Here is a 16,081-nt window from a genome sequence, read left to right on the forward strand (position 1 = left end):
GCGAAATCTTGCCGTAACGACGATGCTCGCCCCAGGATCAGGCAAAGCGGAGACGCCCCATGACGCGAAACCACCCCTCCTTCCGCGAGTCAGTCGACCGGATGTTCAGCCACGCAGCTTCGCTGATGAAGCTGCCGCCGGGGCTGGAAGAAAAGATCCGGGTCTGCAACTCCACCTACACGGTGCGTTTCGGGGTCCGGCTGCGCGGCGCGATCCACACCTTCACCGGCTATCGCTCCGTTCATTCCGAGCATATGGAGCCGGTCAAGGGCGGCATCCGCTATGCCATGTCGGTCAACCAGGACGAGGTCGAGGCACTGGCGGCGCTGATGACCTATAAATGCGCCCTGGTCGAGGTGCCGTTCGGCGGCTCCAAGGGCGGTCTGCGGATCAATCCCCGCGACTGGGATGAGGACGAGCTGGAACGCATCACCCGCCGCTTCACCTATGAGCTGTCGCGGCGCAGCCTGATCTCGCCCAGCCAGAACGTGCCCGCCCCCGACATGGGCACGGGCGAACGCGAAATGGCCTGGATGGCCGATGCCTATAAGCGGCTGCATCCCGATGACATCAACGCCAAGGCCTGCGTGACCGGCAAGCCCGTCACCATCGGCGGCATTGGCGGCCGGGTCGAGGCGACGGGGCGCGGCGTGCAATACGCGGTCCGCGAGTTCTTCCGCCATCCCGAGGCGCTGAAACGCGCGGGCATCACCGGCGAACTCTCCGGCAAGCGCGTGGTGATCCAGGGTCTCGGCAATGTGGGCTATCACGCCGCCAAGTTCCTCCAGGAAGAGGATGGCTGCCACATCGTCACCGTGGTCGAGTATAACGGCACCGTCCACAACCCGGACGGGCTGGATATCGTCAAGCTGCGCGCGCATATCACCGAAACCGGCGGAGTCGAGGGCTTTCCCGGCGCTAGCTTCCGCCCCGCCGGGCTGGAGGGTCTGGAAGATGAATGCGACATCCTGATCCCCGCCGCCGTCGAAAGCGTCATCACCGAGGAAAACGCCCCCCGCATCCAGGCCAAGCTCATCATCGAGGCCGCGAACGGCCCGGTCACATCCGACGGCGACGATGTGCTCAAGAAGCGCGGCATCGTGGTCATCCCCGACATGTATGCCAATGCCGGCGGTGTGACCGTGTCCTATTTCGAGTGGGTCAAGAACCTCTCGCAGATCAGCCTCGGCCGGATGGAGCGCCGCTACGAGGAACACCGCAACCGGCTGCTGATCTCGGAGATCGAGCGGCTCTCCGCCGATTCCGGCCTGGCCTGGACCATGACCGACGGCTTCAAGGAGGCCTATCTGCACGGCGCCGACGAGATCGAGCTGGTCCGATCCGGTCTCGATGACACGATGCGCGACAATTACAAGAAGATGCAGGAGGTCTGGTTCGAGGATGACCGGGTCGGCGATCTGCGGACAGCGGCCTATGTGGTGGCCATTCGCCGCATCGCCAATGTCTACGGCTCGCTGGGTCTGTAAGGCGGGCGGGCGTCCGGCGACCTGCCACACGGCCATTCCCCTGTTCAGGCAGAATGGCCGTGCGCCCCTCAGGTCGTAACCGAATGAATGTTGTCCCTGACGGTTCCGGCGGCGGGCCGCGCTAAGGCTGCGGTGCCGCCAGCCCGAGGCCGAGCGCCGGGCCGGGCGCGGCAGTCCGCATCACCTGCGGTGCCATCTCGGCGGGCGGATAGATGTCGTCTGCATTGCGCACCGAAACCACCCCCTCCAGCGTTTTAAGCGCCAGCCGGTGAATATAGGATTTCGGCGCGGCGCAGAGATCGCCGACCACCGACACGCGATAGGCGGCGGCATGCTTCGACATGGCGGTAAAGAGCACGCTGTTCTGGCTCATCATGCCGCAGATGAGCAGATCCTCCACCCCCTCCAGATGCGCGGCGAGTTCGCTGTCGTGGAACCCGTCGGCGCTGTGCTTGTCCACCACCAGCGCATCGCCCGCGGCTTCCAGAACCGGGACACGCAGCGCCGCGTTCCAGCCATCTGCGGGCAGTTGCCCGGTCAGGTTGCGCGACACATGCCGCATCAGGATGATCCGGTCGCCCGCCGCCCTGGCCCGGCCGATCGCGGTCAGGATCCGGCCCTCGATCTCCTCGCTGCCCTGCGCGGGCATCAGCCCTCCGGGAAAGGAATAATTCTGCAATCCGATAATCAGAAGCGCGCGTTTCAAATCCGATCCTCCCAACGGCAACGCAGCAGATTATACCGCCGCCGATTCAGAAAATCACGCTGTTAAGCTTTGTTAACATTATACAAAAGGACAGTATTAACGCCGCTAACTCCACAAATCCCGGCATTTCCAGTGACAACGACCGGGCGGAGCGGTTGCCAAACCCGCGTTGGCGGCCAGCTGGCCGGACTCGGCAGAGCTGCGCGGTTCAGCAAAGCGACAACGGTGAGAATCGAATTTTCTTATGGCAAGACCCGCACCGCCCGCATCTCGTCGGCCCCACCCGACCCGCTCAGCCCCGCGCGGCGAGGAAGGCCTCCACCTCGGCTGCGTCGGGGATCGCGTCGCCCGCGCCGACCCGCGTCACCTTGATCGCGGCCGCGGCGGCGGCGTGGCGCAGCGCCGTGCGCATGTCCCGGCCCAGATCCAGCCCGGCGGCGACATATCCGGCAAAGCAATCCCCGGCCCCTGTCGTATCGACGGGCTCCACCTCAAAGGCATCCTGCCGGATCACCTCGCCGGTCGCCAGGTCGCGGAACTCGGCGCCCTCCCCGCCGCGCGTGACCAGCATGGCCGGCACATCGACCCCGCCCCCCGTCGCGGCCGCGAGCTGTTCGGCCTCGATCCGGTTCAGCGCCAGCATCGAGACCTGCCCGATCACCGCGCGCACCGCCTCGATCCCGAACGGCGCGGCACTGTAGATCACCCGCGCCCCAGCCGCCCGCGCGATCTGCGCCGCCTCGGCCTGCAAATTCGTCTCGTTCTGGATCAGCAGCGTGTCCCGCGCCCCGATCCCCGACAGCGCGCGGGTCAGCCTGTCGCGCTCCAGCCGCATATTCGCACCAGGATGCAGCACGATGGCGTTCTCGCCCGCCCCGTCGACATAGATGATCGCGTGCCCCGTCGCGATGCCGTCCAGCCGGGCGATCTGGCCGGTATCGACCCCGGCCCCCGCCAGCCGCTCGATCACCCAGTCATCGCCATCGCCCGAGATCGCGCCGATATGGACCACCTCGGCCCCCGCGCGCGCCGCCGCAATGGACTGGTTCGCCCCCTTGCCGCCGAGCCCCTGGCTGAATTCCTGCGAGGACAGGGTCTCGCCCGGCGCCGGCATGTGATCCAGCCGATAGACATGGTCGATATTGATCGAGCCGAGATTATAGATAGTCATGCCGTCTCCCCCCTGCCGTCCGCACTAGACAGGCCGGACCGCGCCCGCGCAACGAAAAACGCGCCCCGCGGGGCGCGTTTCAGCCGTCTGTCGCGTCAGGCCCGGATCACTGGTCCCGGCCGTGCTTGACGCCCCACCACAGCCGCTTGTTGGTCAGATACAGCAGCGCGGCCAGCACGACCAGGAAGACCACGGCGACAAACCCGTTCTTCTGGCGGCTCATCATATGCGGCTCGGCGGTCCACATGAGGAAGGCGGAGACGTCGCGCGACATCTGATCGACCGTGGCCGGGGTGCCGTCCTCGTAGCTGACCAGATCATCCGACAGCGGCGGCGGCATGGAGATCAGCCCGCCCGCGAATGCCTCGTTGCCGTAAAGATAGGTGCCGGCCTGTTCGACCTCTTCGCCGGTATAGCTGGTCAGCACGGAATAGATATATTCCGGGCCGCCCATCCCGTTGAAAAGCTGGCTCAGACCGGTGCCGTAGGGGCCGTGGAACCCGGCACGGGCCTTGGCCATCAGCGACAGGTCGGGGCCCATCCCGTCCCCGGTCACGGTCGGGAAATGGTCGGTCGGCACGCGCGGGCGCTCCTCGCCGGTTTCGGCATCGTCGATGAAGAACTGCGAGGCATAGGCGCGGACCTGGTTTTCCGGCAGATGCGGGCCGCCCTCATCGGCCAGGGTGCGGATCGGCACCTGGCGCAGACCGTGGCAGGCGGCGCAAACCTCGGTATAGACCTGAAGGCCGCGCTGAAGCTGGAACTGGTCGAACCGCCCGAACGGACCTTCAAAGCTGAAGGACACGTCGGTGATATGCGCCTCGTCATGGCCACCTTCTTCGCCCTCTTCGGCGGCATGCTCCTCGGCACCGGCCTCGGCTTCGGCCATGCCCTCCTCGGCGGCGGCCTCGCCCTCGACCTCAGCGGCCTCGGTTTCGGCAGCACTGTCCTCGGCGGGCGCGGCTTCGCTCGCCGGTGCCTCTCCCTCGGCGGCGACCTCTTCGGTTTCGGTCGTGGCCTCGGCACTCATTTCCTCGGCAGAGGCGTCTTCTTCCGCGGCAACGGCACCCTCGCCTTCGCCCTCGGTGGCGGCGGCGTCCTGAGCCATTTCGCCTTCCGCCGCGTCCGCCTCGGCTTCGGCTCCTGCGTCAGCCTCGGCTGCGGCGTCAGCATCCGCTGCGGCCTCTTCGGTGGCCCCCGCCGCGTCGCCGTCAGCCTCGGCCGCCTCGGCCGCCTCAGGTGCGATGTCGTCAGGCTGCGCCACCTCGGCAGGTGCCTCGGCAGCGGCCACGTCATCGGGCTGCGCCACCTCCGCTTCGGCCTCCGCCTCCGCTGCAGGGATGATCGTCACCGCCGGTTCGGCCGCAGCCTCCGCCGCCTCGGGAACGATGTCATCGGGCATCGTCACCGGCTGGTCGCTGTCCTGCGCCCAGGCTGCCGCACCGAGAGACAGCGCGGCCACGGCCGTGAGGGTCTTGATACTCAGGGTCATGTTGCCTCTCCTTACTCGGCAGGATGGGTGGTTTTGCCGTAATGCGCGGCGAAGTCTTCCTCGATCGTCTCCGGCATCGGATCCGGCTTCTCGATGATTCCCAGAAGCGGCAGGATGATCAGGAAATAGGCGAACCAGTAGGCCGAGCCCGCCAGGGCGATATACGGATAGATCCCCTCTGCCGGCATGGCGCCGACCCACATCAGGATCACGAAGTCGATGCAGAGCAGCCAGAACCACCACTTGAACAGCGGACGGAACCGGCCGGACCGCACCCGGCTGGTGTCCAGCCACGGCACGAGCGCCATGACCAGGATCGCGCCAAACATGGCGATCACGCCGAAGAACTTCGCGTCGATGATCCCGAAGGAGATGAAGTTGACCAGTTGCACCACCCAGACATCGGCGGTGAAGGCGCGCAGGATCGCGTAGAAGGGCAGGAAATACCATTCCGGCACGATATGCTCCGGCGTCGCCAGCGGGTTCGCCTCGATATAGTTGTCGGGGTGGCCCAGATAGTTGGGCATGAACCCGACCACGGCGAAGAAGATCACCAGGATCACCGCAAGCGCGAACAGATCCTTGATGACGAAATAGGGCCAGAAGGGCAGCGTGTCCTTCTCGGCTTCCTCTTTCGAGCCGCGGCGCACCTCGATGCCCGTGGGGTTGTTGTTCCCGGTCGAATGGAAAGCCCAGATATGGACGATCACCAGCCCGGCAATGATGAAGGGCAGCAGGTAATGCAGCGAGAAGAAGCGGTTCAGCGTGGCATTGTCCACCGCCGGCCCGCCAAGCAGCCATTCCTGGATGCTCGGCCCGATGCCGGGGATGGCGCCGAACAGCCCGGTGATGACCGTGGCCCCCCAGAACGACATCTGACCCCAGGGCAGCACATAGCCCATGAAGGCCGTGCCCATCATCATCAGGTAGATCAGCATCCCGATGATCCAGGTCACCTCGCGCGGCGCCTTGTAGGAGCCGTAGAACAAGCCGCGGAAGATGTGCAGATAGACGGCAAAGAAGAACAGCGAGGCCCCGTTCATGTGCAGATAGCGGATCATGTGACCGCCATTCACGTTGCGCATGATATGCTCGATGCTGTTGAACGCCATGTCGACATGCGGCGTGTAATGCATCGCCAGGATGATCCCGGTGACGATCTGCAACACCAGGCAGAAAGCCAGAACGATGCCCCAGATCCACATCCAGTTGAGGTTCTTGGGCGTCGGGATGAACAGCGTGTCATAGACGATCCCGGCCACCGGCAGGCGGCGATGCAGCCAGCGCTCGAAACCGGTCTTGGGTTCGTAATGGTCGTGCGGAATACCGGACATGTCGCGCCTCCTCAGCCGAGTTGCAGGGTCGAGTCGTCGACGAAGGACGCGACGGGGATGTCCATGTTGCGCGGCGCGGGGCCGCGGCGGATGCGGCCGGCCGTGTCGTAATGGCTGCCGTGGCAGGGGCAGAACCAGCCGCCGAAATCGCCCGCGCCATCGCCGATCGGCACGCAGCCCAGATGGGTGCACACGCCGATCTGGACCAGCCATTCCCCGGCCTCGTCCAGCGTGCGGTTCTCATCAGTGGCCGGCTCCTGGCCGGTGAGGTTGGCGTTCTGCGCCACCGGGTCGATCAGATCGGAGACATCGACGGCACGCCCGGCCTCGATTTCTTCGGGAGAGCGGCGGCGGATGAACACGGGCTTGCCCAGCCATTTGACGGTCAGCTGCGTGCCGGTATCGACCCCGCTGATATCGACCATGATCGAGGACAGCGCCTGAACATCGGCCGAGGGGTTCATCTGGTTGATCAGGGTCCAGGCGGCGGCACCCGTCGCGACCGCTCCGGCCCCGGCGGTGGCGTAGAAGAGGAAATCCCTCCGCGTGCCTTCGTGTTCTTCAGCGTGGGTCACGGCTTATCTCCGGTTCAGGCCCGCGCGCGCGGACCAGCATGTTGTATCGGGCCGCTTGAATCGCGGCCTCGGCGTGCTCATCTCTAGCGATCAAATTCCTGCCAGTCCAGCCGGGCAACCACGTGTAAACCGGGCAAATCGGCGCAACTGTGATGTTTTCGCCTTCGCCGCGGCGGGCGGTTGCGACATTGCGTCGCATCCTGGTCCCGGAACGGCATCCATCCGCCCCGCCCGGCCCGCCGGATCACCCGCGCAGCATCCGCCGCAGCACCCGTTCCAGCTTTTCGGCCCCCAGCGGCGCCATCTGCTTGGTGTGGTCATGGCTGATCGACTCGTCGCTCATCCCCGCACCCATATTGGTGATGACCGAGATCGCCGCACAGCGCAGCCCCAGGAACCGGCCCAGGATGATCTCCGGCACGGTGGACATGCCCACCGCATCCATTCCCAGCACCCGCGCCGCCCGGATCTCGGCCGGGGTTTCGAAGCTGGGACCAGAGAACCAGCCATACACCCCTTCGGGCAGTTCAACCCCTTCCGCCGCTGCCGCCCCCTTCAGCGCGGCGCGCATCTCGGGGTCATGCGCTTCGGTCATCGGCACGAAACGCCCATCCGTCGCCTCACCGATCAGCGGGTTGGTCCCGGCAAAGGCGATATGATCGCTCAGCAGCATCAGCCCGCCCGGCGCCAGATCGGCATTCACCGCCCCGGCGGCGTTGGTCAGGATCAGCCGCTCCGCCCCCAACCCCGCCAGCACCTCCAGCGGCAGGCGCATCGCATCGGCCCGCCCGCTCTCATAGTAATGCGACCGCCCGCCGAACACGGCGACGCGCCGCCCCTCAAGCTCACCGATCACAAGCTGCGGCACATGGCCCGAGACCCCGGCATGGGGAAATCCCGGCAGATCGTCATATGGGATCGCCACCCCCGCCACCGCCTGCGACAGATGGCCCAGCCCCGAGCCGAGGATCAGCCCGTAGTCCGGCGCCGCCTCCCCCGCACGCTCGCGGATCAGCGCAACCAGATCAGCGCTCTTTGACATAAGGCTCTCCCCCCGCGCGCGGCGGAATGGCCCGGCCGACGAACCCGGCCAGGATGATGACGGTCAGGATATAGGGCAGCGCGTTCATGAACATGGACGGCACGGTGATGATGCCCAGATCAATGCTCGGGAATCGCCCGGCAATCGCCTCCAGCAACCCGAACAGGAAAGTGGCGAACAGCGCCCCCCAGGGCCGCCATTTGGCAAAGATCAGCGCGGCAAGCGCGATGAAGCCGCGCCCCGCCGTCATCTCCTTGACGAAGCCGGCCCCCAGCCCGGTCGCCAGATAGGCCCCGGCCAGCCCGCACAGCACTCCGCAGATCCCGATCGCAACATAGCGCAGCCGGGTGACAGACACCCCCGCCGTATCGACCGAGGCGGGGTTTTCCCCCACCGCGCGCAGCCGCAGACCGAAGCGGGTGCGGAACAGCAGCCACCAGGTCAGCGGCACGCACAGGAACGCCACATAGACCAGGATCGAATGGCCCGAGATCAGATCGGCATAGATCGGCCCGATCACCGGCACCGGCTCCAGCGTCTCGGCAAAGGGCAGCCGGATCGCCCCGAACCGCCCGCCCCCGGTCAGCGACGGCGTCCGCCCGCCAAGCGCAAAGATCTTCTGCCCCAGCAGAACCGTCAGCCCCGAGGCCAGGAAATTGATCGCCACCCCCGAAATCAACTGGTTGCCCCGGAAGGTGATCGAGGCCAGACCGTGGACCAGCGACAGCATCAGCGACCCCGCGATCCCGGCGAGCAAGCCCAGCCAGACCGAGCCGGTCAGCGCCGCCACCGCCGCGGCAGAGAACGCCGCCATCAGCATCTTGCCCTCAAGCCCGATATCGAACACGCCCGAGCGTTCCGAATACAGCCCCGCCAGACAGGCCAGCAGCAAGGGCGTCATCAGCCGCACGGCAGAATCGAGGATCTGGATGATGGTGTTGATATCCATCACGCATCCCCCCGCTTGCGGCGGGCGACGAAGAACGCCTCCAGCGGCGCGCGCACCATGTTGTCGAGCGCGCCGGTGAACAGGATGACGAGCGCCTGAATGACGATGATGAGCTCGCGCGGAATGCTGGTCCAAAGCGCCAGCTCGCCCCCACCCTGATAGAGGAACCCGAACAGAAGCGCGGCCAGCAGCACGCCCACCGGATGGTTGCGCCCCATCAGCGCCACCGCAATGCCGATGAAGCCCGCCCCCTCGACATTGTTCAGCACCAGCCGCTCGGCCTCGCCCATCACGTTGTTCGTGGCCATCATCCCGGCCAGCCCGCCGGAAATCAGCATGGCGATGACGGTCACCCGCACCGGCGATATCCCGGCATAGCGCGCCGCGGTCTCGGAGCGGCCAAGCGCGCGGATCTCATAGCCCAGCTTGCTGCGCCAGATCAGCGCCCAGACCGCGACACAGGCCAGAAGGGCGACAAAGAAGGTCACATTCACCGGCGTATGCGTGCCCCATTCGATGCCAAGCGCCGCGAACATGTCGGTGATCTTCGGCAGATGGGTGGCCTCGGGAAAATTGGCCGAGGCCGGGTCCATGCTGCCCACCGGACGCAGCCAGTTCACAAGGGCCCAGTTCAAAAGCGCCGCGGCGATGAAATTGAACATGATCGTGGTGATGACGATATGGCTGCCCCGCTTGGCCTGCAGCACCGCCGGGATGAACGCCCAGGCCGCGCCGAAGGCCGCCGCACCCAGCGATGCGGCGATCAGCGCCAGCGACCAATGCGTCCAGGGAATGAACAGGCACATGATGGCCACCCCCAGACCGCCCAGACCCGCCTGCCCCTCGCCGCCGATATTGAACAGGCTCGCGTGATAGGCGACGGCCACGGCCAGCCCGGTAAAGATGAAATTCGTGGTGTAATAAAGCGTGAACCCCCAGCCATAGCTGGAGCCGAGCGCACCTGTCACCATCGTCTTCAGCGCCTCCCACGGGCTTTCCCCGATGGCGAGGATCACCAGTGCGGAAATCGCGAAGGCCAGCACCAGCGAGATCAGCGGCGTCAGGATCACATCCGCCCATTTCGGCATCTTGTCCATTCAGTGGCCCCCCTCGGGCCGGGGTGTCGCCTCATCGGGCCGGTCGACGGGATGGCTGTGTTCGGGCGGAATGCCGTCTTCGTCCCGCGCATTCTCGGTATCGGTGACACCGGCCATCAGCAGCCCCAGCTCGCCGGGCGTGGTGGTCGCGGCCTGACGCTCGCCCATGATGAGCCCGTCAAACATCACCAGAATCCGGTCGCTGAGCGACATGATCTCGTCCAGTTCCACACTGACCAGCAACACCGCCTTGCCGGCATCGCGCAACTCCACGATGCGCTTATGGATGAACTCGATCGCGCCAATGTCGACACCGCGCGTCGGCTGCCCGATCAGAAGCAGATCGGGGTTCCGTTCCACCTCGCGGGCCACGACGATCTTCTGCTGGTTCCCGCCCGAGAAATTCCGCGCCGCCAGATCCGGGTTCGGCGGGCGCACGTCGAAGCGTTCGATCTTGGCCTCGGCATCGCGGCGGATCGCGGCGCGGTCCATGAACACGCCCCGGCCGTATTCCGGCGCGTGGTGATAGCCGAAGGCGACGTTTTCCCAGGCCGCGAAATCCATGATCAGCCCCTCATCCTGCCGATCCTCCGGCACATGGCCGATGCCGCGGGCCCGCCGCGTGGCGGCATCCGATTTCGTCCCGGTGAGATCGAGGCTGTGCCCGTTCATCACGACCTCGCCGCCGACCGTCGCGCCCTTCTCGGGGAAACCACCCAGCAATTCCAGCAATTGCGTCTGGCCATTGCCGCTCACCCCCGCGATCCCCACGATCTCGCCCTCGCGGATGTCGAAGCTGATCCCCCGGATCCGCTCCACCCCCTCATCATCGACAAGCCGCAGATCGCGGACCGACAGCACCGTCTCGCCCGGCGCGGCGGGCTGCTTGTCGACCTCCATCAGCACCTTGCGGCCGACCATCAGCTCGGCCAGCTCCTCGGGCGAGGTCTCCGCCGTCGTGACACTCGCCACCATCTCGCCGCGCCGCATCACGCTGACCGTATCGGTGATCTCCATGATCTCGCGCAGCTTGTGGGTGATCAGGATGATCGTCTTGCCCTCATCGCGCAGCCCGCGCAGGATGCGGAACAGGTGATCGGCCTCGGCGGGCGTCAGCACACCCGTCGGCTCATCAAGGATCAATATATCGGCCTGGCGATAGAGCGCCTTGAGGATCTCCACCCGCTGCTGATGGCCGACGGACAATTCCTCGATCACCTCGTCGGGATCGACCTGCAATTCATATTCCTCGGCCAGCTCGCGCAGCCTTGTCCGCGCCCGGGCCAGCGAAGGCCGCAGCATCGGCCCGTCCTCGGCGCCGAGGATGATATTCTCCAGCACGGTGAAATTCCGCACCAGCTTGAAATGCTGAAACACCATGCCGATCCCGGCGCGGATCGCGGTCATGGAATCGGTGATCTGGATCGCGCGCCCGTTCACCCGGATCTCGCCGCGATCGGGCTTGTAGAACCCGTAAAGGATCGACATCAGCGTCGATTTCCCGGCCCCGTTTTCCCCGATAATCCCGTGGATCGAGCCCTTGGCGACGGTCAGATCGATATCCTTGTTGGCCTGAACCGGCCCGAAGGATTTGGAAATCCCGCTCAGCTCAATGGCCGGCGGGGCGGCATGGGGGGCCGAAACCGGCCCCCCGCCCATCGTGTCGGCCGCCGGCATCAATCCACCGGGCAGCTATTATCGGTCATGTAGTCATGCACCTCGATCTCGCCCGAGGCGATCTTTTCGCGCACCTGATCGAGCCCCGCCTGCATGTCCTCGGTCACCAGCTCGGCATTATTGTCGTCAATCGCGACGCTGACCCCGTCCGAGGCCACGTCCCAGACCTTGACCCCCGGCTCGACCGCCTCGCCGGCGGTGAAGGCGTCATAGACGGCATTGTCCACCCGCTTGACCACCGAGGTCAGAACCTGCCCCGGATGCAGATGGTTCTGGTTGCTGTCCACCCCGATCGACAGCACGCCCTCATCGGCGGCTGTCTGCAACACGCCGATCCCGGTGCCGCCCGCCGCGGCATAGATCACATCGGCGCCCTGCGAGATCTGGGCGCGGGCCAGCTCGCCCCCGCGCACTGGATCGTTCCAGGCCGCGGGCGTGGTGCCGGTATAGTTGATCAGCACCTCGCCGTCGGGATTGGCGGCCAGGAAGCCCTGCCGATAGCCGCATTCGAACTTGTGGATCAGCGGAATGTCCATGCCGCCGATAAAGCCCACCGTGCCCGATTCCGAGGCCTGCGCGGCCATGATCCCGGCCAGATAGGAGCCTTCGCCCTCGTTGAACACGTTGGACTGGACATTGGGCTGTTCGACCACCGAGTCGATGATCACGAAGCTGGTGTCGGGATAGTCGGGCGACACCTTGTTCAGCACCTCGCCGAAGGCAAAGCCGGTCATTACGATCGGGTTCGCGCCGCTCTGCGCCAGCCGCCGCAGCGCCTGCTCGCGCTGCGCCTCCGACTGCATTTCCAGCTCCTTATAGCTTCCGCCGGTCTCATCCGCCCAACGCTTGGCGCCCATATAGGCGGCCTCGTTGAAGGATTTGTCGAATTTTCCTCCCAGGTCGAAGATCAGCGCCGGCTCGGCCGACGCGGCTCCCGCCAGCAGGCCGAACGCAGCGGCCGAGGCGAGAAGGGTTTTGTGCACCGTCATGGCAACCTCTTGTTTCACATGCGCAGGAGCTGCGCACCGATAGGGTCGAGTTTAGGGCGCAAGCCGGGTGCCCGGTCAAGGGACGTTTACGATTATGACCTCAAGTCAGGGATCCGCGACCCGGTTGCGGGATTGCGCTTAACGCTTTCTTGACCGCGCGGCGCGCAAGCTGCTGGCATGACGACGAATCGCGCCTTCGGGGAAGCGCCGCTTCCCCTGTTCGCCCCGGCAGAGGATGACGTGCAGCCAGCCGACGTCCCGGCCGGTGCGGGCGGGCCGGTCCCCGCGCCGGGCAGGCCCGGCCGCGCTCCGTCCTATCTCAGCGATCACCGCGCGCGGCTGCGCGAACGCTTCATGTCCGGCGGGGCGCAGGCGATGCCGGATTACGAATTGCTGGAGCTGGTGCTGTTCCGCGCCATCCCGCGCCAGGATGTGAAACCGCTGGCACGGCGGCTGATCGACCAGTTCGGGGATTTCGCGCGGGTGCTGTCCGCCCCGCAGGCGCGGCTGGAACAGACGGCCGGGGTCGGCCCGGCGGTGGTCACGGAACTCAAGCTGGTCGCGGCGGCGGCAGCGCGCATGGCCCGCGGCCGCGTGATCGGCCGGCCGGTCCTGTCCGGCTGGGACGCGCTGCTCGATTACTGTCATACCGCCATGGGCCATGAGACGACGGAGGAGTTTCGGGTGCTGTTTCTCGACCGAAAGAACGTGCTGATTGCGGACGAGGCACAGGGCCGCGGCACGGTCGATCACGTCCCCGTCTATCCGCGCGAGATCCTGCGCCGGGCGCTGGAACTCGGCGCGTCGGCGCTGATTCTGGTCCATAACCACCCGTCGGGCGATCCGACTCCGTCCCAGGCCGACATCGCCATGACCGCCCGCATCGCCACCGGGGCAGAGGTGATGGGCATCACCATACACGACCACCTCGTGATCGGTGCCGGGCGAGAGGTCAGCTTCCGCCGCGAAGGCCTGCTCTGACAGGACCGGAGCCGCGACCGGACCCGGCAAGTCTGCCCAGTGCAGCCTTGCTCTCAGAACATGCCCCCGATCACGCCAACGGCACCGCCGACCCGCCGCGCGATCCCCCCGTCGCGCAAGCTGCAACCCGTGCCGCGATGTTGCACGCCACGGACCGTGCCTGTCGCCGCGCGCCCAATCAGGGCGCAGATATGTGCCACCTTCCTTGGCTCGCACCGGCATATTATCCTTGCACCGCGCGGAAGCCGAGATGTCCGCACCGATCCAGCACGGTGCACTCCACGGCCAAGGTCGCGGCCCAGATCCCGGCATCACCCCACGCCCGCAGTTGCAGCCACGCTTCGCGCAGCCGTCCGGGCCCGGTCGCGGCCTGCCATCCGCCTCTCAGCGTGGCAACCCATCGCCGCCCACCGCACCCGCGCCTGCAATAGCCTGACAACAACCGCCCGGATGACCATCCGCATCGTCGCCATCCCCGTCCCTGCGGCCTCGGGTCGCACGAGCCCGCGCGTCCCGGCCGAATTGCGCGGTTGCGTCTCGCGCCGCTTCGTCGGACTATCCCATCGGTTGTGTTTGTCCGGGAGACCGATTTGAGACTGTTCATTGCCCTGCCAGCCCTGCTCGCCCTGACCGCTTGCGGCGGCGGCTCCTCGACCCCGCGCCAGTCTGGCGCTTCGGCAGGCAACCTGCCGCTGACCCCCTCGGTGCTCTATTGCCAGCGCAGCGGCGGAGAGGTGATCCCGGCCACCGCCGGCGGGCGCCGCGCCGATCTCTGCCGCCTGCCCGGCGGCCGCACGGTCCGTGCCGCCGACCTGCTGAACAGCCACAACACACTCTGACCGGCCCCGTGCGCCGGGCCGTCGGCGCAACAGCGGTGCATCCTCGGTGTACAGGCTGTGTACGCGCGGTGCACAGGCGGTGCGACGGATTTTCCAGCCATTGCTGCCCGAAACCGAGTGGCGCGGATCAGAGCGCCTCGAACGCCGCGCGTTGCCTCGCGGTCCAGTTCACCCGGATCACATGCCCGCCTTCCGCGGCCTCTTCCGCCTCGACCACCCCGGCCTCATGCAGCCAGGCGCGGCGGCGGCCCTCGCTGAAATCCAGCCGCAATTCCTCGGCCGCGCGCGGCTCGTCCAGCACCTGCTCAAGGGCCGATTCGATGGCGCCCTGCAGCGCGTCCAGCCCGTCCCCGGTCAGCGCGCTGACCGCCTGCACCCCCTCTGTGCGCTCATCAGCCCGGCGCAGCGCCTGTTGAATGGCCGGGGACAGCGCGTCGATCTTGTTCCAGATCTCGATCAGCGCCACATCCTCGTCAACACCCAGCGATTCAAGGATTTCCGCGACATCCGCCGCCTGTTCCTCGGTCTCGGGATGGGAGATGTCGCGCACATGCAGGATAAGATCCGCCTCGAGCACCTCTTCCAGCGTGGCCCGGAACGCGGCCACCAGCTCGGTCGGCAACTCGCTGATGAACCCCACCGTATCCGACAGGATGATCTGCCGCCCGCCCGGCAGCCGGATCGCCCGCATCGTCGGGTCCAGCGTGGCAAACAGCATGTCCTTGGCCAGCACTTCGGCCCCGGTCAGCCGGTTGAACAGCGTGGATTTCCCCGCGTTGGTATAGCCCACAAGCGCAACAATCGGATAGGGCACCTTGGCCCGCGACGCCCGGTGCAGGGTCCGCGTCTTCACCACCCGCTCAAGCTGGCGGCGCAGCCGCGTCATCTGCTCGTCAATCGCGCGTCTGTCCGCCTCGATCTGCGTCTCTCCCGGCCCGCCCACGAAGCCCAGCCCGCCGCGCTGCCGCTCCAGATGGGTCCAGGCCCGCACCAGCCGAGTCCGCTGATAGGACAGCGCCGCCAGTTCCACCTGCAGCACCCCTTCGCGCGTCCGCGCCCGGTCGGCGAAGATCTCTAGGATCAGCCCTGTCCGGTCGAGGATCTTCACCTCCCAGGCCTTTTCCAGGTTGCGCTGCTGCACCGGGGTCACCGGCCCGTCGATCAGCACAAGCTCGGCCTCTGCCGCCGCCAGCAGGCCGGCCATCTCGTCCAGCTTTCCCGCCGAGAAGAGCTGACCGGGCGAGGGGTTGCGCAGCCGCACCGCCTGGGCGCCCACGATCTCCACGCCGGGAAGCGCCTCCGCCAGAGCCACCGCCTCCTCGAGCGCGCTCTCCGCCGCCCGGCGATTGCCGCCGGCGCCGTCAATATCTGGGTGAATGACAAAGGCGCGCGTCGGCGCGCGCTCGGTCACATGGGCATCAGCCAATCACTCTTCACCTTCATACAGGCTGATCGGCGCGCCCGGCATGATCGTCGAGATCGCCGATTTGTAGACAAGCTGCGACTGCCCGTCGCGGCGCAGCAGCACACAGAAATTGTCGAACCAGGTGATCACGCCTTGCAGCTTGACCCCGTTGATGAGGAAGATGGTGACCGGAACCTTGGCCTTGCGGACGTGGTTCAGGAAAGCGTCCTGAAGATTCTGTTTGTCGGCGGCCATGTTTGGTCCCTGTTCTGATTGTTTTGTGAAATCTAGGAAACGAATCGTGAAGACACAAGCGGCGCCAAGCGGCGCGGCAGGC

15 protein-coding genes are annotated in these 16,081 nt (G+C 66.3%); 3 read left to right on the plus strand and 12 right to left on the minus strand.

Annotation, left to right across the window (positions count from 1 at the left end; all coding sequences use genetic code 11):
* Window positions 1-59: 59 nt before the first annotated feature.
* Complete coding sequence (locus BLT73_RS01160) at window positions 60-1,487, plus strand: Glu/Leu/Phe/Val family dehydrogenase (RefSeq protein WP_090520115.1); 1,428 nt, start codon at window positions 60-62, stop codon at window positions 1,485-1,487.
* 121 nt (window positions 1,488-1,608) lie between these two features.
* Here BLT73_RS01160 and BLT73_RS01165 read toward each other — a convergent pair whose 3' ends face one another.
* The 10 genes from BLT73_RS01165 to BLT73_RS01210 all read right to left on the minus strand — a co-directional run bounded on the left by BLT73_RS01165 (window position 1,609) and on the right by BLT73_RS01210 (window position 12,519).
* A complete protein-coding gene (locus BLT73_RS01165) occupies window positions 1,609-2,193 on the minus strand; it encodes a cysteine hydrolase family protein (protein WP_090520117.1) in 585 nt (194 codons plus the stop codon).
* 292 nt (window positions 2,194-2,485) lie between these two features.
* Window positions 2,486-3,364 carry a ribokinase gene (locus tag BLT73_RS01170; protein ID WP_090520118.1) on the minus strand — a complete coding sequence of 293 codons (879 nt, stop codon included), beginning with the start codon at window positions 3,362-3,364 and terminating at the stop codon, window positions 2,486-2,488.
* Window positions 3,365-3,470: 106 nt separating this feature from the next.
* Window positions 3,471-4,253, minus strand: a complete 783-nt coding sequence (locus BLT73_RS17530) for a cytochrome c1 (RefSeq protein ID WP_425438798.1) — start codon at window positions 4,251-4,253, stop codon at window positions 3,471-3,473.
* A gap of 614 nt (window positions 4,254-4,867) precedes the next feature.
* On the minus strand, window positions 4,868-6,190 hold the full coding sequence (gene petB / locus BLT73_RS01180; protein ID WP_090520122.1) for a cytochrome b: 1,323 nt from the start codon (window positions 6,188-6,190) through the stop codon (window positions 4,868-4,870).
* 11 nt (window positions 6,191-6,201) lie between these two features.
* Window positions 6,202-6,765 carry a ubiquinol-cytochrome c reductase iron-sulfur subunit gene (petA, locus tag BLT73_RS01185; protein ID WP_090520123.1) on the minus strand — a complete coding sequence of 188 codons (564 nt, stop codon included), beginning with the start codon at window positions 6,763-6,765 and terminating at the stop codon, window positions 6,202-6,204.
* A 244-nt stretch (window positions 6,766-7,009) separates the two neighbouring features.
* The gene (locus BLT73_RS01190; protein ID WP_090520125.1) at window positions 7,010-7,807 is read right to left on the minus strand and encodes a purine-nucleoside phosphorylase; all 798 of its coding nucleotides are present in this window, start codon (window positions 7,805-7,807) and stop codon (window positions 7,010-7,012) included.
* A complete protein-coding gene (locus tag BLT73_RS01195) occupies window positions 7,791-8,756 on the minus strand; it encodes an ABC transporter permease (RefSeq protein WP_090520127.1) in 966 nt (321 codons plus the stop codon). The genes BLT73_RS01190 and BLT73_RS01195 overlap by 17 nt, the downstream gene beginning before the upstream one ends.
* Window positions 8,756-9,853, minus strand: a complete 1,098-nt coding sequence (locus BLT73_RS01200) for an ABC transporter permease (RefSeq protein ID WP_090520129.1) — start codon at window positions 9,851-9,853, stop codon at window positions 8,756-8,758. The genes BLT73_RS01195 and BLT73_RS01200 overlap by 1 nt, the downstream gene beginning before the upstream one ends.
* Entirely contained in the window at window positions 9,854-11,530 is a 1,677-nt protein-coding gene (locus tag BLT73_RS01205; RefSeq protein ID WP_281246287.1) for an ABC transporter ATP-binding protein, read from the minus strand. It abuts the gene before it with no gap.
* Window positions 11,530-12,519 carry a BMP family lipoprotein gene (locus BLT73_RS01210; RefSeq protein WP_090520131.1) on the minus strand — a complete coding sequence of 330 codons (990 nt, stop codon included), beginning with the start codon at window positions 12,517-12,519 and terminating at the stop codon, window positions 11,530-11,532. Before BLT73_RS01210 ends, BLT73_RS01205 begins: the two co-directional genes overlap by 1 nt.
* 177 nt (window positions 12,520-12,696) lie before the next feature.
* Here BLT73_RS01210 and radC point away from each other — a divergent pair, with 177 nt between their 5' ends.
* Both radC and BLT73_RS01220 read left to right on the plus strand, forming a co-directional pair.
* Window positions 12,697-13,500 (plus strand): RadC family protein, encoded by an 804-nt coding sequence (gene radC / locus BLT73_RS01215; protein ID WP_090520133.1) that lies wholly within the window; start codon window positions 12,697-12,699, stop codon window positions 13,498-13,500.
* A 590-nt stretch (window positions 13,501-14,090) separates the two neighbouring features.
* A complete protein-coding gene (locus BLT73_RS01220; protein WP_143025602.1) occupies window positions 14,091-14,339 on the plus strand; it encodes a DUF333 domain-containing protein in 249 nt (82 codons plus the stop codon).
* A 127-nt stretch (window positions 14,340-14,466) separates the two neighbouring features.
* Here BLT73_RS01220 and hflX read toward each other — a convergent pair whose 3' ends face one another.
* Window positions 14,467-15,765, minus strand: a complete 1,299-nt coding sequence (gene hflX, locus BLT73_RS01225) for a GTPase HflX (RefSeq protein ID WP_090520137.1) — start codon at window positions 15,763-15,765, stop codon at window positions 14,467-14,469.
* On the minus strand, window positions 15,766-15,999 hold the full coding sequence (gene hfq, locus BLT73_RS01230) for an RNA chaperone Hfq (protein WP_090520138.1): 234 nt from the start codon (window positions 15,997-15,999) through the stop codon (window positions 15,766-15,768). It abuts the gene before it with no gap.
* Window positions 16,000-16,081: the final 82 nt, after the last annotated feature.

It is taken from the genome of Paracoccus isoporae (genome assembly GCF_900101865.1).
In the GTDB taxonomy this organism is placed as follows: Bacteria; Pseudomonadota; Alphaproteobacteria; order Rhodobacterales; family Rhodobacteraceae; genus Paracoccus; species Paracoccus isoporae.